The sequence below is a fragment of the Flagellimonas sp. L-11 genome (genome assembly GCF_056857735.1).
Genome location: NZ_JBSXNR010000039.1, coordinates 28,351 through 51,788 on the forward strand (window position 1 = coordinate 28,351; position 23,438 = coordinate 51,788).

The 23,438-nt window shown below is 40.0% G+C and carries 20 protein-coding genes and 1 tRNA gene; 18 read left to right on the top strand and 3 right to left on the bottom strand.

Annotated features, from left to right (window positions below; all coding sequences use genetic code 11):
• Nucleotides 1–141: 141 nt before the first annotated feature.
• From AC13CC_RS05750 to bshB1, 3 genes are read left to right on the top strand one after another with little or no spacing between them, the layout of a single operon-like run.
• Nucleotides 142–1,551 carry an MATE family efflux transporter gene (locus AC13CC_RS05750; RefSeq protein WP_326277376.1) on the top strand — a complete coding sequence of 470 codons (1,410 nt, stop codon included), beginning with the start codon at nt 142–144 and terminating at the stop codon, nt 1,549–1,551.
• Between the two features lie 35 nt (nt 1,552–1,586).
• Nucleotides 1,587–2,756, top strand: coding sequence for a trans-sulfuration enzyme family protein (locus AC13CC_RS05755; protein ID WP_482876481.1), 1,170 nt, complete (start codon nt 1,587–1,589; stop codon nt 2,754–2,756).
• A 6-nt stretch (nt 2,757–2,762) separates the two neighbouring features.
• The gene (bshB1, locus tag AC13CC_RS05760; RefSeq protein ID WP_293162775.1) at nt 2,763–3,485 is read left to right on the top strand and encodes a bacillithiol biosynthesis deacetylase BshB1; all 723 of its coding nucleotides are present in this window, start codon (nt 2,763–2,765) and stop codon (nt 3,483–3,485) included.
• Here the strand turns inward: bshB1 and AC13CC_RS05765 are convergent, their stop codons facing one another.
• Nucleotides 3,486–5,435: a tetratricopeptide repeat-containing sensor histidine kinase gene (locus tag AC13CC_RS05765; RefSeq protein WP_326277374.1), complete on the bottom strand. Its 1,950-nt coding sequence runs from the start codon at nt 5,433–5,435 to the stop codon at nt 3,486–3,488.
• Between the two features lie 404 nt (nt 5,436–5,839).
• Between AC13CC_RS05765 and AC13CC_RS05770 the strand changes: the two genes are divergently transcribed.
• Nucleotides 5,840–5,915: transfer RNA gene (locus AC13CC_RS05770), tRNA-His, on the top strand.
• A 110-nt stretch (nt 5,916–6,025) separates the two neighbouring features.
• Here AC13CC_RS05770 and AC13CC_RS05775 read toward each other — a convergent pair.
• Nucleotides 6,026–7,582, bottom strand: coding sequence for a M28 family peptidase (locus AC13CC_RS05775; protein ID WP_326277373.1), 1,557 nt, complete (start codon nt 7,580–7,582; stop codon nt 6,026–6,028).
• A gap of 229 nt (nt 7,583–7,811) precedes the next feature.
• Between AC13CC_RS05775 and AC13CC_RS05780 the strand changes: the two genes are divergently transcribed.
• Together AC13CC_RS05780 and AC13CC_RS05785 are read left to right on the top strand one after the other, a co-directional pair.
• The gene (locus tag AC13CC_RS05780; protein WP_326277372.1) at nt 7,812–9,068 is read left to right on the top strand and encodes an NAD(P)/FAD-dependent oxidoreductase; all 1,257 of its coding nucleotides are present in this window, start codon (nt 7,812–7,814) and stop codon (nt 9,066–9,068) included.
• 77 nt (nt 9,069–9,145) lie between these two features.
• Complete coding sequence (locus AC13CC_RS05785) at nt 9,146–10,072, top strand: hypothetical protein (RefSeq protein WP_482876482.1); 927 nt, start codon at nt 9,146–9,148, stop codon at nt 10,070–10,072.
• 3 nt (nt 10,073–10,075) lie between these two features.
• Here AC13CC_RS05785 and AC13CC_RS05790 read toward each other — a convergent pair whose 3' ends face one another.
• Nucleotides 10,076–10,720, bottom strand: coding sequence for an alpha/beta hydrolase (locus AC13CC_RS05790; protein WP_482876483.1), 645 nt, complete (start codon nt 10,718–10,720; stop codon nt 10,076–10,078).
• A gap of 62 nt (nt 10,721–10,782) precedes the next feature.
• Between AC13CC_RS05790 and AC13CC_RS05795 the strand changes: the two genes are divergently transcribed.
• The 12 genes from AC13CC_RS05795 (at nt 10,783) to AC13CC_RS05850 (ending at nt 23,417) form a co-directional block, all read left to right on the top strand.
• Nucleotides 10,783–11,205, top strand: a complete 423-nt coding sequence (locus AC13CC_RS05795) for a PaaI family thioesterase (RefSeq protein WP_326277369.1) — start codon at nt 10,783–10,785, stop codon at nt 11,203–11,205.
• Entirely contained in the window at nt 11,186–12,247 is a 1,062-nt protein-coding gene (locus tag AC13CC_RS05800; protein ID WP_326277368.1) for a chorismate-binding protein, read from the top strand. Before AC13CC_RS05795 ends, AC13CC_RS05800 begins: the two co-directional genes overlap by 20 nt.
• A 54-nt stretch (nt 12,248–12,301) precedes the next feature.
• Nucleotides 12,302–14,044 (top strand): 2-succinyl-5-enolpyruvyl-6-hydroxy-3-cyclohexene-1-carboxylic-acid synthase, encoded by a 1,743-nt coding sequence (menD, locus tag AC13CC_RS05805; RefSeq protein WP_326277367.1) that lies wholly within the window; start codon nt 12,302–12,304, stop codon nt 14,042–14,044.
• Nucleotides 14,045–14,081: 37 nt separating this feature from the next.
• Nucleotides 14,082–14,423 carry a DUF2853 family protein gene (locus AC13CC_RS05810; RefSeq protein WP_482876484.1) on the top strand — a complete coding sequence of 114 codons (342 nt, stop codon included), beginning with the start codon at nt 14,082–14,084 and terminating at the stop codon, nt 14,421–14,423.
• 106 nt (nt 14,424–14,529) lie between these two features.
• Entirely contained in the window at nt 14,530–15,360 is an 831-nt protein-coding gene (locus tag AC13CC_RS05815; RefSeq protein WP_326277365.1) for a CvfB family protein, read from the top strand.
• A 149-nt stretch (nt 15,361–15,509) separates the two neighbouring features.
• A complete protein-coding gene (locus tag AC13CC_RS05820) occupies nt 15,510–16,109 on the top strand; it encodes an SPOR domain-containing protein (protein WP_326277364.1) in 600 nt (199 codons plus the stop codon).
• 2 nt (nt 16,110–16,111) lie between these two features.
• Nucleotides 16,112–17,020, top strand: a complete 909-nt coding sequence (gene menA, locus AC13CC_RS05825; protein WP_326277363.1) for a 1,4-dihydroxy-2-naphthoate octaprenyltransferase — start codon at nt 16,112–16,114, stop codon at nt 17,018–17,020.
• A 34-nt stretch (nt 17,021–17,054) separates the two neighbouring features.
• The gene (locus tag AC13CC_RS05830) at nt 17,055–17,804 is read left to right on the top strand and encodes a LytR/AlgR family response regulator transcription factor (RefSeq protein ID WP_014034279.1); all 750 of its coding nucleotides are present in this window, start codon (nt 17,055–17,057) and stop codon (nt 17,802–17,804) included.
• A gap of 538 nt (nt 17,805–18,342) precedes the next feature.
• Entirely contained in the window at nt 18,343–20,304 is a 1,962-nt protein-coding gene (locus AC13CC_RS05835; RefSeq protein ID WP_326277362.1) for a sensor histidine kinase, read from the top strand.
• A gap of 59 nt (nt 20,305–20,363) precedes the next feature.
• A complete protein-coding gene (gene menC, locus AC13CC_RS05840; RefSeq protein WP_326277361.1) occupies nt 20,364–21,416 on the top strand; it encodes an o-succinylbenzoate synthase in 1,053 nt (350 codons plus the stop codon).
• The gene (locus tag AC13CC_RS05845) at nt 21,407–22,369 is read left to right on the top strand and encodes a CPBP family intramembrane glutamic endopeptidase (protein ID WP_326277360.1); all 963 of its coding nucleotides are present in this window, start codon (nt 21,407–21,409) and stop codon (nt 22,367–22,369) included. The genes menC and AC13CC_RS05845 overlap by 10 nt, the downstream gene beginning before the upstream one ends.
• Nucleotides 22,347–23,417: an AMP-binding protein gene (locus AC13CC_RS05850; protein ID WP_326277359.1), complete on the top strand. Its 1,071-nt coding sequence runs from the start codon at nt 22,347–22,349 to the stop codon at nt 23,415–23,417. Before AC13CC_RS05845 ends, AC13CC_RS05850 begins: the two co-directional genes overlap by 23 nt.
• Nucleotides 23,418–23,438 lie beyond the last annotated feature (21 nt).

A 23,438-nucleotide genomic window follows, 5' to 3' on the forward strand; every position in this document is an offset into this window, starting at 1 on the left:
TTGCATATTTGCACCATTATGAAGTTATAAGAATTATGTCCACGATAGATGTCACCTTTGGCTTAAAGCCAATTATGTAACCGAAATACTTCTGGGTACAGCTGGCATTTCAATACCTTTTACACACATAATTCTTTGATAATGAATCATCAACATACAAATTCATTTAAAAAGTTCATCCATTATTTTTGGATAGCTATTTCTGGTAAAGAAACTGAATTCACCTCAGGCAGCATCCGCAAGGCCATATTTATGCTTTCCATCCCCATGATTTTGGAAATGCTCATGGAGTCCATTTTTGCTTTGGTGGACATTGCTTACGTATCCAAAGTAAGCGTTAATGCCGTGGCCACTATTGGGCTCACAGAATCCGTAATCACTTTGGTGTATGCCTTGGCCATTGGCCTTAGTATGGCCGCCACGGCCGTCGTTGCCCGTAGAATTGGCGAAAAGGATGTGGACGGTGCCAGAATTGCCGCAGTACAAGCCATTAGTTTAGGGGTAGTAATTTCCGTAGTAATTGGAATTATTGGAATCTTCTACGCCAAGGACATTTTGGCTCTAATGGGTGCTGAGCCCGATTTGATTGCAGAGGGCTACGGCTACACCCAATTCTTGATCGGAGGTAACATTACTGTAGTGCTCTTGTTCTTGATTAACGCTATTTTCCGAGGCGCAGGTAATGCATCTATTGCCATGTGGGCCTTGGTTCTTTCCAACGGACTCAATATTATTTTGGACCCCATGTTCATCTTTGGTTTTGGTCCTATTCCGGAAATGGGGGTTAAGGGAGCAGCTGTTGCTACCAACATTGGTAGGGGAACCGCCGTAATTTTTCAGTTAGGAATATTGTTCTTTGGATGGGGTAAAATCAAATTGGTGGCCAAAGATTTAGTCTTGAATTTAAAAGTTATGATCAATTTGATCAAGGTTTCTTTGGGGGGAATCGCTCAATTCTTGATTGGAACCTCCAGTTGGATTTTCCTTATGCGTATCATGTCCGAATTCGGAAGTGAAGTTTTGGCAGGTTACACCATAGCCATAAGGGTGATGATGTTTACCTTAATGCCATCTTGGGGCATGAGCAATGCAGCTGCAACTTTGGTTGGACAAAATCTGGGAGCCAAACAACCAGATAGGGCAGAACAATCTGTATGGAAAACAGGAAAATACAATGCCTGGTTTATGGGAACCGTTTCATTGGGATACCTCATTTTTGCGAATTCTATTATTTCTTGGTTCAACATCACCCCAGCGGTGGTAAAAAGTGGGGCACTTTGTCTTCAAGTAATCTCCATTGGCTATATTTTTTATGCTTACGGTATGGTGGTGACCCAAGCTTTTAATGGGGCAGGGGATACCCGAACCCCGACCAAGATCAATTTGATATCGTTCTGGTTGTTCCAATTGCCATTGGCCTATATATCCGCCTTAGTTTTGGGCTGGGGAGCAACGGGTGTTTTTGTGGCTATCACTTTGGCAGAAGTATTGTTGGCTGTTTTGGCCATGGTATGGTTTAAAAAAGGAAAGTGGAAGAAAGTCCAAGTATGATGGGTTTCGTATCTTTATCCTAAAAATCGGCCAACATGAAAAGCAATAAAAAAGGATTGAATACCATCTGCACCCACGTAGGGGAATTGGAGGATAAAGAATTCAAAGGAGCTGTTTCGCCATTGTACATGAGCACCTCTTACCAATTTGAAGACGTAGCGGTTAAAAGATACCCAAGATACTTTAACACCCCCAATCAAGAAGCACTGTGCAAAAAACTGGCTGCCCTGGAACATGCCGAGGCCGCTTTGATTTTTGGCAGTGGTATGGCCGCCATTAGCACGGCATTGATGACTTTTCTGCAAGCTGGCGACCATGTGGTGCTGCAGCAGACCATTTACGGAGGAACCTATCATTTTGCCGTAAGCCAATTTGAGAGATTTGGCATTGAATATTCCTTTACCACAGGGTGGGAAGTTGAAGATTTCGAAAAAGAAATCAAATCGAACACCAAGGTGCTGTATTTGGAAACCCCTTCCAATCCTTTATTGACGATTACCGATGTAAAAGGAGTCGCAAATTTGGCCAAAAAGAAAGGAATCCTGTCCATGATCGATAATACCTTTGCAAGCCCCGTTAATCAAAATCCGATTGATTTTGGAGTGGATGTGGTGGTGCACAGTGCCACAAAATATATGGGAGGACATTCCGATATTTGTGCAGGTGTGGTTGCCGCTTCGCAAGAGAATATGGGTAAGGTGTTCCAAACAGGGATTTGCTTTGGTGGAAGTTTGAGCGATTACACGGTCTGGTTGTTGGAACGAAGCATCAAAACCATGGCCATTCGTGTAAAGGCCCAAAACGAGAATGCAATGAAAATGGCTACCTATCTAAAGCAAAGTAAAGATGTGGATAATGTGTATTACCCAGGCTTGGAAGACCATCCAGGTCACCAATTGGCAAAATCGCAGATGAATGGATTTGGTGGAATGTTATCGTTTGAATTGACCCCGGAAATAGATGTATCCTTATTTTTTAAGGAACTAAAACTGATAAAACCCTCCATGAGTTTGGCGGGAATTGAAAGTACCGTGCTTTCGCCCACCCAAACATCTCATGCCCTTATGAGCCCGGAGGACAGGGCAAAACAGGGGATAAAGGACTCATTGATTCGTTTCTCTCTCGGCATTGAGGAGATAGAAGATTTAATAGCGGATATTGAACAGGCGATCGCCAAAGTAAAATCCATGACCGTTACCGCATAAAACAATATGAAGTTAGACATTTTAGTTTTCGGTGCACACCCTGATGATGCCGAACTTGGAGCAGGAGCCACTATTGCAAAAGAGGTTTCCAAAGGAAAAAAAGTGGGAATAGTTGATTTGACCCGTGGCGAACTCGGAACCCGTGGCTCAGCCGAAATCAGGGACAAAGAATCAGCTAAAGCCGCAGAAATATTGGGCGTTGCTGTTCGGGAAAACATGGAGTTTGCCGATGGTTTCTTTACAAATGATAAAGAACATCAGTTAGAACTTATCAAAATCATTAGAAAATATAGGCCAGAAATTGTTTTGTGCAATGCCATTGATGACCGCCATATTGATCATGGAAGAGGTAGCAAGTTAGTAAGCGACGCTTGTTTTTTAAGCGGGTTGAGGAAAATTGACACCAAAATGGACGGAGGTGATGAATGGCAGGATGCCTGGAGACCTAAATTGGTCTATCATTTTATTCAATGGAAAAATTTGGAGCCCGATTTTGTAGTGGATGTATCCGGGTTTATCGATAAGAAAACCGAGGCAATCATGGCATACAGCTCCCAATTCTACGATCCAGACAGTGAAGAACCGGAAACACCTATCAGCAGTAAAAATTTTACCGATAGTGTAAATTATAGAGCAAGGGATTTAGGAAGAATTATTGGTGTGGAATATGCGGAAGGCTTTACCGTGGAACGCTATATTGGCGTGGATAGCTTGGAAGATTTAATCTGATCAAGAAGCTTTTTGATACCTACTCTGTGCTTTGGGTACAGTAAAATAAAAGGTTGTGCCCTTACGCGGAATACTTTCCACCCAAATTTCACCATTATTTTTGTGCACCATTTCCTTACATAGCGAAAGGCCAAGACCCGTACCTTTTTCGTTATTGGTACCGTAGGTTGTAATATTGGAAGAATCCTTGAAAATGGAACGCTGCATTTCTGCGGTCATACCAATGCCAGTATCTCGGACGGATACTTGCCACATATCTGACTTTTCCTGTGCTTCAATGGTGATAAGCCCGTTCTCTGGTGTAAACTTTATTGCATTGCTCAGCAGGTTTCGGATAACAATATCAATTTGATTGTTATCGGCCCAAATACGGGGGTTTTCCGGTAGTTGGTTTATAATTTTAATAGATTTACTTTTTGCAATCTCAGATAACAATCGGATGTTATTGCCCACAAGGTATGACAAAGATACCCGTTTAGGCTTGGTGACTACACCATTGAGTTGGTTCAACCCCCAAGATAAAAGGTTGTTTAGGGTAAAGGATATATTTTCCACATCCGTTTTTAGTTTGGGAATAAAGGAAATAAGTTCCTTTGTGGAAATATCACCATCGGTAAACATTTTAAGTATTCCCTGCAACCCACCAATGGGACCTCTAAGATCGTGACCAATAATGGAGAACAGCTTTGTGTTTGTTTTGTTGATTTCGTGGAGTTGGGCTTCCCTTTGGATCACAGCTTCTGATTTATCCTTAAGTTTTTTGTTCAGTTTTTTCTGGATATTCTCACTTCTCCTGATTACAAACAGTATTATACTTAGGATGAAAAGAATGATTATCGAAAAATAGATATAGTTACGCTGCTTGGCAAGGGCCGCTTCATTGGCCTCGATCAGTTCCTGTTTTTCCTGTTCGTAATGAAGCTTGGTCTCTAAAAGTGATAAGCTCTGTTTATTCTTGTCCATGAACAAGGAATCGGATAAGGTTTTAAAAGTCTCTAAATAGGCCAAAGCCTCGGGGTTGTTACCGTTTTTCTTTTGTACTTTGTACAAAGTTTCCGAACAATCAATTTGTCCTTGGAGTGATTTGATTTTTTTTGATAAAGTCAGGCCTTCCTCGGCATATTTTAATGAAAGGCTATCTTTTTCCAATCCAAAATACACTTTGGCCATACCATTCATTAATTCAATTTTTATTCTGTCATCCTCAATTTGATGTTTAAACAGCATGTTGCTTTGGTCGAACCAGTACAGGGCCCATTTATACTTTTTTTGATTTAGGTAAATATCTCCTTTTACCTGATAGGCATAAGCCAACCAATCGTATATTTTATTTTTTTCAAAAGTGTTTATGCTCCTGTTAATGTTGAACATTGCACTTTTGTAATCCTTGGCATCTTTATAGAGCGATGCCATGTTGCTATACGTTTCAGCATCAATTACCTCATTGCCCAGTCTTCTATTTATTTTTTGGACAGTATCGTAGAACATTAGGGCGTTTTTAAAATCTTTTTGATCCGCATACAGCCCAGCAATGTTTTCATTGAGAATAGATAGCATTTGTTGATTGCCCGCTTCCTTTGCTAGGTCAATTCCCTTAAGATTCCAGTTTAGTGCTTCGGCATAATTTCCTTCAAAGCTATAGTTTTGTGCAAGCGTGTTTATTAGGGATACTTCGCACTCTATATTTTCAATTTCCTGCGCCAATTCCAATGCTTCCTTAAAGAGTGGCATTGATTTTTCTCGATTACCTTTACTATAATAGTAATTGCCAAGAGCATCCAAACCTTTTATTTCACCATAGGCATAGTCAATGTCCTTACTGTATTTTAAAACCCTTTCGCCAATGGAGTACAAACTGTCAGTATCCAAATATCTGTAAGAAAAGGCCAAGCGGGACAAAAGGTTAATATGGGAAGTATCTTTTGGGTTGAATCTATTGGTAGATTCCAATCGTTGTAATTTAAAGGCTAGACTATCTCTTTTGCTAGACTGTGCCAAAATAGGTATGGACAAACAAAATGTGAAGGCACAAAGCACTAATTTTGCTAGTGAGCTTTTACGAGTGGATATGAGGTTATTTTCTGACAATGCCTAGGTGAAAATATTTAATGCAAAAATAAGTTCAGAGCACCTTTTTAAGAATTAAATGTTGTGAAATGCCCAAAAAAGTGTGTTTGGTCTTAAAAACGTGTATTTAGTCGGTAAATTGTACAGATTTGGTTTAATGTAAGTTACGGGCAGATGTAATGTTACAGAAAAAGAAAGAAGTGAAGACAGGCATAATAAATTAAGGGAAATTGAAAAATCTTTTGGTTGAATCATTACAAAAAAGTATTTTTGCATCCGTTTTAAATGGTGGTTGTAGCTCAGCTGGTTAGAGCGCTGGATTGTGGTTCCAGAGGTCGCCGGTTCGAACCCGGTCTTCCACCCAAAAACTTGAAAAGAATCCCAAACCAGTCTTGGTTTGGGATTTTTTGTTTTTGACTCAATAAAAAAGCCCTCAACATGGAGGGCTTTTAATATGATGTAACCGCAAGTTATTAATCCGAAACTTTATCAACCACCAATCGATTTGGTCTGTTCGCTATTTCCCAAGCGGTATGGAAAATAAGCCGAGTACGGTTTTCCAAAAGATCATAATCTATCTTGTCAGGGGTATCAGTTGGGCGATGATAGTCCGCATGCGTGCCGTTAAAATAGAATATAATCGGAATGTTGTTCTTTGCAAAGTTGTAATGATCGCTCCGGTAATAGAACCTGTTTGGGTCGTTTTCGTCGTTGTAGGTATAATCAAACTCAATATTCGTGTATTTTTTGTTCACTTCTTCCGATAGATTATGGAGTTCTGTGCTCAATTTGTCAGAACCAATGAGATACAAATAGTTTCTCGCTCCCGTATATTTTGGATCTATTCTACCGATCATGTCAATATTAAGGTTGGCGACGGTGTTTTCTAAAGGAAAGACAGGCTCAACATCCGTATAGTATCTGGAACCCAAAAGTCCTTTCTCCTCTCCAGTAACATGCAAGAAAACCAAGGAACGTTTAGGGCCATTGCCTTCATCAGCGGCTTTTTTGAATGCTTGTGCAATCTCCAGCAATGCAACGGTTCCCGAACCATCATCATCGGCACCATTGTTAATTTGTCCATCGGCGGTAATCCCAATATGGTCCAAATGCGAAGAAATAACCACATACTCATCAGGTTTTTCGGAGCCTTTAATAAAGGCAACAACATTTTCGGAGTTTATCGCATCATTGCCACTTGAAATATCCATTGTAATGTTTGTATTAATGGATTTCGGGACATTATCCTCTTCAATATCACTCTTTAGCGTTTTTGCAGCGTCATCATTCAGATAAATCAGAACTTCATCACCCGCATCTGATGCCAATTGCATCCTACCGCTATTGTTGTTTTTCATAAATTGAAAATAGCCCTGAAACCTAGGGAAACTCAGCATATCATAATAGAGAACTCCTAACGCTCCCTTTTCATGGGCAATGTCCCGTTTTTTACCTACCGCTTCAGATGCATTGCTCCAAATCGATTTCTCCATATTTCCTGAAATTGTGTAAACACCATTTTCATTAACAGGTTCGCCCGCTTTTATGAGCACATATTTTCCTTGAACATCAATTTCTTCATAATCGGAATAATCACCATCCTCAATACCGTATCCCACGTAAACAATATTGTTATAGGTTCCTTTGGCTTCGGAAAAAGTTAAAATGTCCTCCCCAAGCTCAAAAGATGTATCGTTTATACGTAAACTTCCCTCCGGAACTTTGGATACTTCCAAAGGAACTTTCTGAAAATAATCACCATTGGATTGGGCAGGGGGCACAGCCAAAGATTCGTAATGTGTTTTTATGTATTCAACTGCTTTTTTTTGACCGGGAGTACCGGTTTCCCTTCCTTCGAACTCATCGGAAGCATAGGTATACAAATGTTCTTTTAAGTCTTCTTGGGTAATTGTTTCCGCATAGGGTACCGGATTTGCCATTGGCTTGGGTTGTGGTGCCTCTAAAACGGTTTTTTGTGAAGAATTACAGGCAAAGGCTAGGCCCAAGACCAATAAGGATAGTTTTTTCATTCGTATGTATGTTTTCAAAATCCTCCAAAAATAGTCAAAAGTTTGAGAAAGAAATGGGAAACATGGATTTGAAATGGTTCTGGTTCAAGCTTGGGCTCAAGTTCAAGTTCCAAATGCCTAGTTTCAAATTCCAAATAACAAAAACCTGAAACCCGAAACCATACATACCAAAAACTCTAAATTTTTCCTGCCCTTTATGTATCTTGGCGCTTCTTTTAATGATGTTGCAATGGGCAAGAATAAAAGTGTAATCGTAGTCGGAGGTGGTATCGTGGGACTTTCCACGGCTTATTTTTTACATAAGGCAGGGCACCAGGTAACAGTATTGGACAAATCGGACATTAGTTCTGGAGCTTCGTTTGTAAATGCGGGCTATCTTACCCCGAGCCATATCGTTTCCTTAGCTTCGCCAGGTATGATTACACAGGGGTTGAAGTATATGTTCAATTCTTCCAGCCCTTTTTATATGAAGCCACGGCTGGATCCCGACTTTATTCGATGGGCATGGCTTTTTAAAAAATCGGCCACCCAAACCAAGGTAGAACGGTCCATGTCTGTTATTCGAGACATCAACCTTTTGAGCAGGGAATTGTATGAAGAGATACAAGTTTCAGGTGACTTGGGGGATTTTCAAATAGGTAATCAAGGTTTGATGATGGTGTATCAAACCGAGAAAGCCCGCGACCACGAAATGAAGGTGGTGGAAAAAGCAGCCAAAATGGGTTTGGTGGGCAAACACCTTTCCAAATCAGACTTAAAAAAAATAGAACCCCATGTAGATTTTAATGCAGAAGGAGCCATACTTTGGGAGTGCGACAGACATACCACACCACCGCTTATCATGAAAAGAATGGTGGAGTATCTGGAGAAGTCCGGAGTGGATATTCATAAAAATGAGGGCGTAACAGATGTATCTCTTTCAGATGGAAAAGTAACTGGGATTACCACCCAAAAAACATTCTACAAAGCGGACGAAGTAGTTTTCGCTGCGGGGTCATGGACTTCCGAGCTTTCAAAAAAATTGAGTTTAAAATTGCCATTGCAAGCGGGAAAGGGGTACAGAATCAATGTAGAAGAACCGACAAATATTACCATGCCCGCCATTTTAATGGAGAAGAAAATAGCGGTTACTCCCATGGAAGGATTTACCCGTTTTGCGGGAACCATGGAATTTTCCGGAATTAACCATACCATCCGAAAGGAAAGGGTAGGGGCCATTGCCAAAGGTGTTGAAGGATATTACAACGGGTTCCAGATTCCCGAAGAAGCCAAGAACAATGCAAAATGTGGCCTACGGCCCGTATCGCCCGATGGTCTTCCGTACATTGGAAAGCCCAAGAACATTCACAACTTGACAATTGCAACAGGTCATGCCATGATGGGATGGAGCATGGGCCCTGCAACAGGTAAATTGGTTACAGAACTTATTTCAGGTGATAAATTGTCCATGGATATTTCACCTTTTGCCACCGAACGTAAATTTTAGGTGATTTCTTGCCGATAGGGGCATGATATATGTGGTTTAGATTTTTCAGTTGCGTTTTTAACGACTAATTTTACAACATGAAAAAACACTACACCATTTTTCTACTTTTTTCATTCTTCCAGATTGTTGGAATGTGGTCCCAAGAGGTGCAAATCTTTACTGTGAAAGATTTTGATTTGAAGGGCAAGGTGAAATCCTGTCTTGTTACCACCGATTATGGAAAGGAGTTGTTTGAGTTTGATAGGCAGGGTATTTTGACCAAAACCGTGACCCAATACAACGATACCGACCAAGACATTACCTATTATAAATATGATAATGGTGAATTGGTCGAAAAGCGTATGGAAAGTTATAAGAACAATGTGCTGGACGAATCCACTTCTATGGTAAATTTTTATGAGATTGATACGGTTCCCAACCGAAAAGTAACTGAGAAAATCATTTCGTACGATAAACAGTTCTTGGAGCAACAGCAATACCATTATGATGATGAGGGTAAATTAACCGGTATTATATCATCCAATGGCGAGGGCGTGGACGAGACAACTTTTGAATATGTTCAAGTTAAAAATGAGTGTACTGTGAGCACCTTTACGAACGGAGTTCTTCAAAAAGCAGTTAGAACTTCTACCAAAAAAGGACCAAACGGCACCCAAGAAGTAGTTTTGACCAAGGAATATATTGACGGTGAACCCAATACGGCCCACGAAGAGGTTTTTGACAGCAAGGGAAAGTTGGTGACCAGTGAAGACTTTTTGTACGATGTGGCCGAGAAAGAGTTTGTATCGCAAAGAAAACGCTATTACTATTACTCCGATGGCAAATTGAGCAGAATGGTTAAGAAAACTATCAATACCGAGTCTACGGACAAGTATATTTTTCAGTTTGACAGCCATACCCCCAGCAATTGGGTAAAGCAAATAGTTACCCCTGACAACACTTATATTACAAGAACCATTGAATATTATAAAGAAGAGGCGCCCGACGATGAAACTTCCAATTAGAAGTTAAATCAAATCTTTGATGATACTAGGCTTTATTTCGTGCCCTCCTTCAAATATGGTAGTTTCCGCATTACTTTGGAACAACTTGTCAATTTTGATTCTCTCGCCTTTAAGTCGGTCTGGGGTCAGGAATTCATCTTGGTTGCCATAAATTATTTTTATTTCGGTGGAACTGTAATCCATAAACTCAAAATCTTCAGTAGTAAGTTCGTTCGGAATGCCACCTGCATATAAAACGACCAGCTTGCAATTTGCTTTTTTACTTGCCAACCATCGGCTGGCTATGGAAACGCCTTGTGAAAACCCAAAAAGGATAAGATTCACATCTTCTGGAATATTTTCTGCTTCAAGAACGGCATCAATATAGTTGAGCACGTTTTTTACTTCCATTGATGTATTTTCCCTGGTCAACCAACTGGCGCCAACATATTTGTACTCGTTCTTCAAATAATATTTGGATGGGGCTTGGGGAACAATAATGTAGTTTTCCTCAGTATTCAAACCATTAAAATATTTTACAAAATAACGGCTCAAATAGCCAATTCCATGAAAAACCAACCATACATTTTTAGTTTTTTGGGTTAATTCATTCTGCGTTAGATAAGTATTTTCGGTAGTGTAGGTAACGGTCTTCTCTGTGTTGGACATGATTGAGGTCTCTTGATTTAGCTATTGCCAAAGCTTTGTGTAATTTTACAAAAAATAGAAAGATGAACGAGCATAAAGAGAAGATTCTGTCCGTTTGCAACGAGATTTGCAAAGGCACATTAATGGAAACATTGGATATTACCTATATTGATGTCGGCGAAAATTTTCTCTTGGCCAAAATGCCCGTAACACCCAAGGTGCACCAACCCGATGGTGTATTGCATGGCGGTGCATCCGTAGCACTTGCCGAAAGTGTGGGGAGTGCAGCATCCTATATTTTCTTGGACGGACAAAAGTTTTTTGTTCGCGGTATCGAGATTGCCGCCAACCACGTTCGCTCCATAAAAGAAGGCTTTGTGTATGCCAAGGCATCCATTCTCCATAAGGGTAGGACCACTCAACTTTGGGAAATAAAAATTACCGACGAACAGGACCGTTTGATTTCCAACTGTAAACTAACCACCATTGCACTACCCAGAAAATAAAGCCCTCGAAGATATTTTAGAAAGGGCAGGGGCTTGTTTGGAAAAAGGGTCACCCTTTGTAGTTTACCGAAAGCCAAATAAGACAAATATTGTCGGCGTATTTCAGTCGGGCAATGTACTCCATTATTCCAAAGATTTTACGGAAAAAGGTTTTGTTTTCGCCCCTTTTAGTTCAGAGGATAAAGTGGTTTTGATTCAACCTGATAAGGTTTGGCAAGGAGAGTTTCATCCTGAAAAATCACAAAAAGCAAACACGATTACTTTGGATGAATCGGGGAAAGACGCCCATATCCAATTGATTGAAAATGGAATCAAGGAAATTGAAAAGGGCAGGCTACAAAAAGTAGTGCTCTCTAGAAAAATTGAGGTTTCCATCACAAAATCTCCCGTCAAAATCTTTAAAACACTTCTTAAAAAATACCCCAATGCTTTTGGATACCTTCTTCATCACCCCAAAGTAGGGACTTGGTGTGGTGCAACGCCTGAAACTTTGGTTAAAGTAAAGGACAAGAAATTACAAACCATGTCCTTGGCCGCCACTTTACCTTATATTCAGAATGAAGATCCTAAATGGGGCAACAAAGAGATTGAGGAACAGCAAATGGTATCCGAGTATATTGGCGACAAATTGGCACATACCATGGAACGGCTGGAAATTGATGAGGCCGAGTCCGTACGTGCAGGTAATTTGTGGCATTTGCGTTCGGAGGTGCGTGGAACCATGCTACCCAACCTGAATGTCAAAGAAGTAATCAGGGCCCTGCACCCAACTCCTGCGGTCTGTGGAATACCCTCGGAAGAAGCGCAACAATTTATTAAAGCTAACGAGAACTATAAAAGAACGTTTTACACAGGCTTTTTGGGGGAACTGAATTTATGTTCCCGAGGAGAACTGTCCTTGTTTGTAAACCTTCGTTGCATGCAATTGGAGGATGGTAAGGCTTTCATTTTTGTTGGGGGAGGAATCACCGAGGCCTCCGACCCGGAAAGTGAATGGATGGAGACCCAAAACAAAAGCAAGACCATGTTGGGCATCTTGTAAATTGATGTTTTACTAGCATAGTTTTACCATCAAGATGATGTATTTTTGTAGTTAATGACGTACTCAGATATACCTTCCGCACAAACCTTGGTTTTGTATTTTAAATCAAGGGGCGTTAAAAATATAGTTATCTCACCGGGGTCCAGAAATGCCCCTTTGACCATCAGTTTTACCAAAAACCCTTTTTTTAAATGTTACAGCATTGTAGATGAGCGTTGTGCTGCTTTTTTTGCCATGGGTATGGCGCAACATTTGCAGGAACCGGTTGCGGTAATCTGTTCATCGGGCAGTGCCATATTGAATTTTTATCCAGCCGTTGCCGAAGCTTTTTACAGTGATATTCCCTTAATCGTAGTTTCTGCGGATAGACCAAGCTACCGAATTGATATTGGTGACGGGCAAACGATCCGACAGGAAAATATACTGGAAAAGCATATTGGGTATTCCGCTAATTTGAAGCAGGATGTTTCCCATGCTACGGATGCCATTTCAAAATTTAGTAAGTCCTTATTAAACGAAAAGCAGGAAGAGATACAATCGTACAATGAACGGGAAATTGCCAAGGCTCTTGCGCTAGCTTTTGATGAAACGTGTCCGGTTCATATCAATGTTCCGTTTGAGGAGCCTTTGTACGGCAGGACAGAGGAGCCTTCGGTACAAATTAAAGATGATGGAAAATACTTGGAACAAAAATCTTCAAGCGAGGAGAATTGGGTCGAATTAGCGAAGGTTTGGAACAATAGTGCACGAAAACTGGTTTTGGTGGGCGTAAACCAACCCAGCGCGATTGAAGCAGAAGTTTTGGAAAGCTTGGCACAGGACCCAAACACATTGGTGTTTACCGAAACCACATCCAATTTGCACCATCCGGAATTCTTCGAAAGTATTGATAGTATTATTGCGCCAATTGAAAAATCGAAAAACAGAGAAAAACTTTTTACAGCTTTGCAACCAGAACTTTTGGTAACTTTTGGAGGATTGATTGTTTCCAAAAAAATAAAGGCATTTTTACGGGAATATAAGCCCAAGCAACATTGGCACATCGACTCCAAAAAGGCTAACGACACTTTTTATTGCTTAACAAGGCACATCAAGACAAATCCCAATCTGTTTTTCAAAAAAATTGTTTTGGAAAATAGCAATCCAGCAAGCGATTACAAGGCGTTTTGGGAAAGCAAAACGAATAAGTACGAAGCAAAACGAGATGCCTATCTTAAGAAAATTCCATTTTCCGATTTTAGCGTTTTTGATCGTATCATCGAAAACATACCCAAAGGGTATCAGGTGCACTTGGCAAACAGTTCCACGGTGAGGTATGCGCAGCTTTTTCCTTTGGACGCATCATTGAAAGTATTCTGCAACCGGGGCACAAGTGGTATAGACGGTACTACATCAACAGCCGTGGGAAGTTCTATTTACAGTAAAGAACCGACTGTGTTGTTTACAGGCGACCTAAGCTTTTTTTACGACAGCAATGCCTTGTGGAACAACTATATACGTCCAGATTTTAGGATTGTGCTCATCAATAATTCGGGTGGTGGAATTTTTAGGATATTACCAGGCATGGAGGAAACGGAAGAGTTTGAGACCTTTTTTGAGACCAATCACGAATTATCGGCCCAGCACTTGGCCAATATGTACGGTTTTGAACATATTACTGCCCAAAATCAAACAGAACTGAAACAAGGTTTGGCAGAATTCTATTCAAAATCGGACAAACCGAAAATCTTGGAAGTCACAACACCACGAGTATTGAACAATAAAATTTTGCTTGGGTACTTCGATTTCATATCTTAGGCCTTAGCTATAAATTAATTAAGAATACTGACCAATTATGAGCAAAAGAGACGAACTGATCGAAAAATACGCAGCCGACATCAAAAGTAAATTCGGGCAAGCACCAGACATGGATTTGTTGACCAAAGTGGCTATAGGACTGGGTCCTGCAATTTATAATTTAGATGCCTCCAAAGTTTCAGGTTCCGATGAGAAGGAATTGGAGACGGTTAAAAACAATTTCTTGATCAAAAAATTGGGTCTTGCCGAAACACCAGCATTGATGGAATCTATCAATAGTGTTATTGATGCGTACGGAAAGTCAGAAAAGAACAAACACCGCGCTGTAATTTACTATATGTTGACCAAGCATTTTGGAAAAGAATCGGTTTATAATTAGTGGTATTTATTATTTTTAATAAAATTAATAGGTTAATACAGTTAAGAAGGGCTGCTCTTGAAGGGCAGCTTTTTTTAGACCCATAATTTACAGCTACCTTTGCCGAATGATAGAATTGGGAAACTACAATACCCTTAAGGTGCTAAGAAGCACCAGTATAGGACTTTTTTTGGGAGATGATGAGGGCACGGAAATACTTTTACCGAACAAATATGTGCCCGAAGATTTTGAAATAGATCAAGATTTGGAAGTGTTCTGTTATCTGGACAATGCCGAACGGCCCATATCCACAACCTTAAAACCGAAGATTGTTCGGAACGGTTTTGCCTATTTGGAAGTGGTTGAAGTTGGGAATTACGGCGCTTTTTTGGATTGGGGGCTGGAAAAACACCTACTTGTTCCCTTTAGGGAACAGTCCGAAAGGATGGAGGGGAGAAACAAATACATTGTTCATTGTTATATGGATGATGAAAGCATGCGTCTCACTGGATCTAGCCGGGTGGATAAGTTCCTTTCCAACGAAAATGTAGAATACGAGCAGAATGATCAAGTTGACCTTTTGGTCTATCGGAAAACTCCGTTGGGTTGGGAAGTAATAGTGGATGACAGGCACAAGGGGCTTATATTTGACAGCGATATTTTTAAACCCATCGCTATCGGCGACCGTTTAAGGGGATTCATCAAAAATGTACGGGACGATAAAAAGATAGATATATCCTTACAGCCCATTGGAGCCAAAATGTTGGAACCAACAGCCAAAATAATTTTGGAAAAACTAGAGGAGAACAACGGTTTTTTGCCTTTGCACGATAAATCATCACCGGAAGACATCAAGAAAATCTTGCACTTGAGCAAGAAGGCTTTTAAAAAGGGAGCGGGCATTTTGTACCGACAGCGCAAAATCAATATTCAGGATGACGGGATTCATTTATTGTGATGAAAACCTTGTTGATACCAGTTTCTTTCAAGCTTTCGAGCAGTAAAGTTTTTTTCTTTGGACAAAAATCCTATTTTTGTAAGGATTCATATTAACTTATTGGTTGTTATGTTTTTAGCATAACATATAACATAAAACTCCTCCACAGCATGCCTTTTATTGAAGAAAGCGATTTGTTGGACCTTCATAAGGATATAGATAAGGCCCAGATTATAAACGAAAGACTGCTCGATCAGATAAAGTTCAAGAACAAAGATCTTCGTAAAATTAAACTACAGCGGAACATTCTTTTGAGTTTCGTGGGGCTGTTCGTGATCGGTACCTTGGCCATTACATCTTTTACTGCAGGCCTTAGTAGCAAGCAATCTTTCGAAAATCAAAGTAATGTACTTGTTTCCATAGATAGTTTGGATGTAATCAAGGCTAGGATAGATAACCTTAGGTCCCAGAACGAAGAGCTCAGTTTGGTAAAGGAGTTTTACTTGGCCAAAGAGTTTTTGAACAAGGAAAAAATTTATTCAGTTCAGGTAAAATCTTTTGTGGAAAACAATGTAACCTTGGCTTCCGAAGCATTGACCAACACCCTTTTTGTAAAGACCAATCCGTTTTATGCCTATTCCCTTGGTAATTTTGAAACCTTGGAAGAAGCTCAAAAATTTAGGCAGCAATTGGTTCAAATGGGTTTCCAAGATGCATTTGTTGCATCGTACAAGGATGGTCAAAGAGTTAAAATAGAAGATCCGTATTAATCTTGGGAAACACAAAGGCTTGGGTACAGGCTGCTAGACTGCGCACACTCCCTCTTTCTTTATCTGGAATAATTGTAGGCACCGCCTTGGCCATGTTGGAAGGTCAATTTGAACTGCCCATCTTTATTTTGGCCCTGTTGACCACTGTTGGTTTTCAGGTAACCTCCAATTTTGCCAACGATTATGGCGACGGTGTAAAGGGAACGGACAACGAGGATAGAATTGGTCCGGCACGGGCAATACAAAGTGGAACCATTACCAAAAGGGCATTAAAAAAGGGCATAGTTGCATCTATAATTATTAGCTTGTTGATTGCCTTGGCTCTTATTTATTTGGCGTTTGGCTTGGAAAATGTACCCTACATACTTCTTTTTTTACTATTGGGTCTATTGAGTATTTGGGCCGCCATTACATATACCGTAGGGGCCAATGCGTATGGATATAGGGGTATGGGAGACCTATTTGTATTCCTTTTCTTTGGTTTGTTGGGCGTACTGGGCAGTATGTTTCTCTATACAAAATCTTTGGGATGGTCCTCGCTTTTGCCCGCAATCTCCATCGGTCTTTTGTGCGTAGCCGTGTTGAACTTGAACAACCTCAGAGATATAGTCTCCGATAAAAAGCATGGCAAGATTACTATGGTGGTTAAAATGGGTTTTAAGAATGGAAAACGCTACCATTTCCTTTTGATTTTTATGGCCTTGATCAGTTTTGCATTATATCTTTGGATGGAGGACTTTGATTGGAAACAATCCTTCTTTATGGTGGCCTTTGTGCCATTATTGATCCATTTACGAAAAGTGATGATGACCAAAGATCCGGGGGAATTGGACATCGAATTAAAAAAAGTGGCACTCAGTACTTTTTTATTGGCGTTGTTATTCTTAATTTCTGTTAATATTTTTTTGTAAATTTGATTTACAACCAAATAAACTTAAAGGAACCTTGGAACATCCGATAAAAATTTTAATCGTAGAGGATAATGTCATCATAGCTGATGACATGCAATCCATGCTAGAGGAAATCGGCTATGAAATTGTTGACAATGTCATAGTTTACGAGCAAGCAGTAGATGTCTTAAAGAACAATCATGTTGATTTGGTGCTCATCGATATCATTTTGGCATCGGACAAAACAGGTATCGACCTTGGCAAACATATCCGGGACACATATAACATTCCTTTCATATTCGTTACATCCAACTCGGATCGGGCCACCGTTGAAAATGCCAAAACGGTAAAACCGGACGGATATTTGGTGAAACCCTTTGAGCAACAAGACCTTTATACGTCAATAGAGATTGCGTTATCCAACTTTAACTATGCCAAAAAAGGAATAGACAAAGTAGCGGACGAAGCCGATGAAATTACTTCCAACTCCGTTTTAAAGGATTCCATCTTTGTAAAAAAACAACATCTGTACTATAGGATCCAGTTTTGTGATATCCAATTTATAAAGGCGGACAATGTTTATTTGGAAGTTAATACGGCCGATAAAAAGTTTTTGGTACGATCCCCCTTAAAGGATTATTTGGAAAAATTGCCAAAGAACAAGTTCTATAGGGCCCATAAATCCTACATTGTCAATGTTGACCACATTGATGCCATCAACTCCAAGGATATTATGATCAACAACAATCTGATTCCGATTTCCAAGGATTTTAAAGAATTTATATTGTCATCCATGAACAGTTAATGTTAGTTGGAACATACCATATACAAGTGCCTTTAGGGGCACTTTTTTTTGTGGCAACATTTTTTAAAGGGGGAGACAACAATTTTTAAGGAGTTCACAACAATATTTTTTATACAATGCCTTACGCCCATACTTTAGCAGTGTTAATAAATCAGAAAGTAATTTTTTCATTTTCATATAGTGTTCTCGTAAAAGGGTCTTGTTGTAAAAAGCAGGACCTTTTTCAATTTTATGCTCTTTGTGCCAATCCAAATATTCCATAAAAAGCACAAAACATCGACAAAATGCATTTTGACATACAGAAATTCTGTTTTCACAACAGAAAACAACACTTTCACAACAATAGTGGTCAACTCTTTCCTATTGGATTTAATTTTGTGGGAAAACTAACGTTCTTTATATACCCCATACGTGGCAATTCGGTACAATGTTCCGTTTTTTGAATTGAATTGGATGTCGGGGCAATAAAGGAAAAAAGGGCACGATAATAATATAGGGCCCGCGGAAACAATCCGTGGTCGCTATATCAATTAAATTAATGGGACGTTACGTAAAATTTTTATTTACCACGGTATTTTTTGTTTTTCTTTTCAATTCATCTGCACAAAACGCTGTAGATGAAGAGGAAAGTGTCCTCAAAGAGTTTCAGGATACCGACCAAGCTTCTCAGCGGTTCGAGGTTTTTTTCAATTCCTTGGATCGGTACAATGTAAATTCTGCCTACGATTGGTTGGATACCATCAAAATTTATTTGGCCAACGCCCAAAAAACTCAAGATACTACAGCTTCGCACCTTTACCAAGTAATGCAGGCACAGGTGTACAACGATTTGGGCGAATATGATAAAAGCACAGCCTTGGCTATGGAACTGTACGAGATTAAGGATTCCTTGGATGCTGACTCCCGGCGAATAGTTTTGGATGTCCTCGATGATAACTACGCCAACCTCCAATTGTTTGATAAACAGATTGAAATCCGAAAACAAAAGCGCGAGCTTGGATTGACCAATAATGTTTCTTTTTACGACATCTACAGCAATCTAGGATTGTATAGAAAAGCCCGTAACCAATATATAATGGAGGTAAAGCCAACCATTGCGGACAACGATTCCTATGGTTTGGCAAAATACCATAGTAAGGTGGGCAACTATTTAAGGTTGGACGACTCTGCACCGACGGCCTTGAGCGAATTAAAAAAAGCAAAGGCTTATTTGGATGTGTATATCAACGATATTTCTACCCAAAAAAGTGAATCGGATATATTTGAAAGTAATCTGTTAAAGGCAGAAATAGAGGGGAACATTGCAAAATGTCATGTAATGCTTGGCGAATATGAAGAGGCAATCCCACTTTTGGAAACCAGTATAGAAACCTTAAATAAATCACCAAATAATAAGGATCAAAGCGAAGTTGTGGAAAACACCCTTTACTTGGCCGAGGCCAATTTGCAAATGGATCGTTTTTCTGCGGCAAAAAAATATTTAGACGTTGAGTTCGACAATATCTCGGTGCTCCAGACCATAAAAAAGAACAGTTTGCTGGCAGCTTTTTATGACAAGGTCGAAAACTATAAAAACGCCTCGATCTATTACAAGCGTAATGAAAGAATCAAGGATTCGTTATCAAAAAAACAATCAGCACTTATAAAACAACAATTGGTCACCATTGTTGCCAACGAGGACTTGGAAAATTCCCAAAGGCTCATAGATGAGCAAAAAAGAATAAACGAACTGGCCCGTAGCGAGATGAAAGCCAAGGATGAACGAATCAACTTGGTGTTCATTTCCTTGATATTTACCCTTTTGGGCTTTGCTGGATTGGTATATGCCTATTTAAAGAGTATCAAAAACCAACGATTGATCGCCGAACAGAAGCATATTATTGAAAACTCCCTTGTGGAAAAAGATTCTCTTTTAAAAGAGATTCACCATAGGGTAAAGAACAACCTGCAAATGGTAAGCAGTTTGTTGAGCCTACAGACCAAGAACACGCGAAGCAAAGCTGCGATTGTGGCTCTGGAAGAAGGCAAGAGCAGGGTAAAGGCCATGGCTTTGATCCATCAAAAATTGTATCAGAACGATGACCTTTCGGTGATAGAAATGCAAGGATACATCGAGAGTTTGATCAACAGTGTGCAATCCGTCTACAAAAAAGGAGGTCACAACATCAGCATTACCATTGATGCAGAAGGCACCGAACTGGACATTGATCGGGCGATTCCCTTTGGCTTGATTTTGAACGAACTTGTATCCAATTCTTTCAAGTACGCCTTTCCCGATAACGATGACAACGGTAAAATCTACATCCACCTGCGTAAAAACGGTGATCAAGGCTATTTTGAATATACCGACAATGGTATAGGGCTACCGGAAGATACCGATGAACGTGCCCACTCCTCCATGGGCATTCGCCTTATCAACCGATTGGTGAATCAACTTCAATCCAAATTGAACATAGATAGGGAAGTTGAAGGGGTACGGTTTTGGTTCAACTTTAGTTGATTTATTTTTCTCTCGCTAAAGGGATATTCAAATAATGATACTTAAATTTGGCCTACTTCATGAAAGCAAGCTCTAAAAAGTATACCCTTAATTTTAAAGTCCCCAGCGGTACCTCGCGCGGTGTAATGACCCAAAAAGAAACTTGGTACATCATCCTTAAAGATGCTAATGCATTTGGAATAGGGGAGTGCGGAATATTGCGCGGATTGAGCGTTGATGACCTGCCCGATTATGAACAACAACTTGCTTGGGCCTGCAATAACATCCATTTAGGAAAAGATGAATTGTTGCATCATTTAAGGGCTTATCCGTCCATTCAGTTTGGGCTGGAACAGGCCTTGTTGTCGTTACAATCCAAAGACCCGTTTGAGCTTTTTCCGTCCGATTTTACGAAAAAGGGATCCCCAATACCCATAAACGGGCTTATTTGGATGGGCGACGAGGCTTATATGCTAAAACAATTGGAGCAAAAACTGAAAGATGGTTTTGGCTGCATCAAAATGAAGATAGGAGCCATTGATTTTGAAAAAGAAGTTTCTATCCTTAAATCCATCCGAAAAAATTTTACCCCAGAAGAAATAGAACTGCGTGTAGATGCCAATGGAGCGTTTTCACCCGAAGAAGCCATGGAAAAATTGGAAAAATTGTCGGAATTTAAAATACATTCAATTGAACAGCCCATAAAAGCAGGTCAGTGGGAAGAAATGGCCAAGCTTTGCAAAAAAACACCATTGCCCATTGCATTGGACGAGGAATTGATTGGAGTTTTTGATGTAACACAAAAAGAAAAATTGCTACAAACCATACAACCGCAATATATCATATTGAAACCAAGTTTGGTCGGCGGGATAAAAGGTAGCCAAGAGTGGATAGATTTAGCAGAAAAACAAAGCATTGGTTGGTGGATTACAAGTGCGCTGGAAAGCAATATTGGGCTAAACGCCATTGCACAGTATACGTATTCGCTGGACACAACAATGCCGCAAGGGTTGGGAACAGGTAGCCTTTTTACCAACAATATAGCAAGTCCTTTGGAAGTAGCCGAGGGCAAGCTTTTTTACAGCCGAACAAATGGCTGGGATATGGATTTAATTCAAGAAATATGTACATAGAGCAAGCGTATAAAGGATTTACAGAGCGTTGGAGGTATTTGGTCGGTTTGTTGATTGTTTTTATTGGTTGGCAGGTGCTTGGAGGAATTCCCCTTATTTTCGCCTTGATTTTAAAGTCGGATTTTATGAATTCCATACCGACGGATTATGGTGCTATGGCCGAGACTCTAGGTCTCAACTTGTTTTTTCTTTTGGTACTCCTGACCTTTTTGGGAGGAATGGTAAGCTTATGGTTTGTTGTAAAGTTCATTCATAAGTTGCCATTCAAGGATTTCACCACTTCTAGAAAAGGGATTGATTGGAGACGAATCGCTTTTTCCTTTTTCCTTTGGGGGATAATTTCATCTGGACTGGTTTTCCTGGATGTGTATCTGTCTCCCGAAAACTATGAGTTCGATTTTAATCCTGGACCATTCTTTATGTTGGTCATTATTTCAGTAATTTTTATCCCTGTCCAAACCAGTTTTGAAGAATACTTTACCCGCGGCTATTTAATGCAGGCCATTGGAATTGCTTCAAAGAACAAATGGCTTCCATTTTTGATAAGTTCCTCACTTTTTGGACTATTGCACATTTTTAACCCAGAGGTAGAGAAATTGGGCTATGGTGTTTTGGTATATTATATAGGAACCGGTTTTTTTCTTGGCATATTGACTTTAATGGATGAAGGACTGGAATTACCTTTAGGTTTCCATGCAGCCAATAATTTTTTTACGGCCATTCTGGTTACGGCGGACTGGACAGCCTTCCAAACCAACTCACTTTATAAAGATGTTTCGGAACCCGTATTGGGCTGGGATGTTCTGATTCCTGTTTTTGTGGTTTATCCCATTTTGCTGTTTATTTTCTCAAAAAAATACGGCTGGAAGAACTGGAACGAACGCCTTTTTGGAAAAGTGTTGACCAAAGAAGAATATGTAGCAATTAGCGATGGAGCATCCGACTTGGCATAATGTCCACCCCGATTTTAGGTTAAACAATATTCCATCAAATTTTGAAGGTCTACCTAAAATAGGTCAAACCCTCATAAAGGAAGGAAAGCCGTTTGAAAAAAGCATTGGAGACTTTTTGTTGGACTGGTCTTCGGATGAGTCAACAATGAAAGTCCACACTTCTGGATCTACGGGCAAACCTAAAACCATAGTGCTTAAAAAAAAGCAAATGGTAAATTCCGCACTGGCTACGGGAACATATTTTAAATTAGAGCCCAAGCATAAGGCCCTTTTGTGTTTGCCATGTGCCGGAATTGCTGGTAAAATGATGTTGGTACGAGCCATGGTTCTCGGTTTACATTTGGATTGTGTGGAACCCTCATCGACACCCTTGTCAAATACTAATAAAACCTACGATTTTGTGGCCATGGTGCCCTTACAGGCCCAAAATTCCTTGAAAGATTTAGTAAGGGTCAACAAACTGATTATTGGTGGAGCACCCGTGGATTCAAGTTTGCAAAGCAAGCTTACGCTAACTGTTGAAGCTTACGAAACCTATGGGATGACAGAGACCATAACCCATATTGCCATAAAACGAATAACTGATGATTCAGTTAATAGTTTTGAGACGCTGCCCCATGTTTTTGTAAGCCAAGACAATAGGGGGTGTCTGGTAATTGATGCACCTAAAATTTCAGACCGGAAAGTCGTCACCAATGATTTTGTGGAACTTGTAAGTAACACCAAGTTTAAATGGCTGGGCAGGTATGATTCCATAATCAATTCGGGCGGAATCAAATTGGTTCCCGAAACGATTGAGGAAAAACTATCAAGTGTAATACAATCACGCTTTTTTGTTACTGGCATACCAGATGAAACTTTGGGACAAAAATTAGTGCTCTTAGTAGAAGGCGTTTCAACCGATGGGCGTGAACTGCATCAAACCATCAAGGAATTAAAAACGCTATCAAAATACGAGGTGCCCAAGGAGGTTTATTTTGTAAAAGCCTTCTCGGAAACTGCAACTAAAAAAATCAATAGGAAAAAAACAATTCAGCTGATTGCTTAATTTTATAAGCATCAAACTAAA

Coding starts and splice junctions, on each gene's coding strand:
- AC13CC_RS05750 (WP_326277376.1), top strand. CDS start 142: ATGAATCATCAACATACAAATTCATTTAAAAAGTTCATCCATTATTTT.
- AC13CC_RS05755 (WP_482876481.1), top strand. CDS start 1,587: ATGAAAAGCAATAAAAAAGGATTGAATACCATCTGCACCCACGTAGGG.
- bshB1 (WP_293162775.1), top strand. CDS start 2,763: ATGAAGTTAGACATTTTAGTTTTCGGTGCACACCCTGATGATGCCGAA.
- AC13CC_RS05775 (WP_326277373.1), bottom strand. CDS start 7,582: ATGAAAAAACTATCCTTATTGGTCTTGGGCCTAGCCTTTGCCTGTAAT.
- AC13CC_RS05780 (WP_326277372.1), top strand. CDS start 7,812: ATGGGCAAGAATAAAAGTGTAATCGTAGTCGGAGGTGGTATCGTGGGA.
- AC13CC_RS05785 (WP_482876482.1), top strand. CDS start 9,146: ATGAAAAAACACTACACCATTTTTCTACTTTTTTCATTCTTCCAGATT.
- AC13CC_RS05790 (WP_482876483.1), bottom strand. CDS start 10,720: ATGTCCAACACAGAGAAGACCGTTACCTACACTACCGAAAATACTTAT.
- AC13CC_RS05795 (WP_326277369.1), top strand. CDS start 10,783: ATGAACGAGCATAAAGAGAAGATTCTGTCCGTTTGCAACGAGATTTGC.
- menD (WP_326277367.1), top strand. CDS start 12,302: ATGACGTACTCAGATATACCTTCCGCACAAACCTTGGTTTTGTATTTT.
- AC13CC_RS05810 (WP_482876484.1), top strand. CDS start 14,082: ATGAGCAAAAGAGACGAACTGATCGAAAAATACGCAGCCGACATCAAA.
- AC13CC_RS05815 (WP_326277365.1), top strand. CDS start 14,530: ATGATAGAATTGGGAAACTACAATACCCTTAAGGTGCTAAGAAGCACC.
- AC13CC_RS05820 (WP_326277364.1), top strand. CDS start 15,510: ATGCCTTTTATTGAAGAAAGCGATTTGTTGGACCTTCATAAGGATATA.
- AC13CC_RS05835 (WP_326277362.1), top strand. CDS start 18,343: ATGGGACGTTACGTAAAATTTTTATTTACCACGGTATTTTTTGTTTTT.
- menC (WP_326277361.1), top strand. CDS start 20,364: ATGAAAGCAAGCTCTAAAAAGTATACCCTTAATTTTAAAGTCCCCAGC.
- AC13CC_RS05845 (WP_326277360.1), top strand. CDS start 21,407: ATGTACATAGAGCAAGCGTATAAAGGATTTACAGAGCGTTGGAGGTAT.
- AC13CC_RS05850 (WP_326277359.1), top strand. CDS start 22,347: ATGGAGCATCCGACTTGGCATAATGTCCACCCCGATTTTAGGTTAAAC.